Genomic DNA, 244 nt, shown 5'->3' on the forward strand with positions numbered 1-244 from the left:
CGTCGATCCACTGGTCCAGCCAGTGCCAGCCGTTGGCCGTCCACAGCCGAGCCAGGGCCTTGTACTCCAGCAGCGGCGCGAGCAGCGCGGCCCGCGCCTCGCGTTCCGCGCCGCCGGCGTCGATCCACTGGTCCAGCCAGTGCCAGCCGTTGGCCGTCCACAGCCGAGCCAGGGCCTTGTACTCCAGCAGCGGCGCGAGCAGCGCGGCCCGCGCCTCGCGTTCCGCGCCGCCGGCGTCGATCCA

The 244-nt window shown here is 74.6% G+C and carries 1 pseudogene; it reads right to left on the reverse strand.

The features are described 5' to 3' along the window. A pseudogene (locus tag D8M29_RS13930) lies at nt 1-244 on the reverse strand (hypothetical protein); the annotation flags it as partial.

Source organism: Micrococcus sp. HSID17227 (genome assembly GCF_003989405.1).
In the GTDB taxonomy this organism is placed as follows: domain Bacteria; phylum Actinomycetota; class Actinomycetes; order Actinomycetales; family Micrococcaceae; genus Micrococcus; species Micrococcus luteus.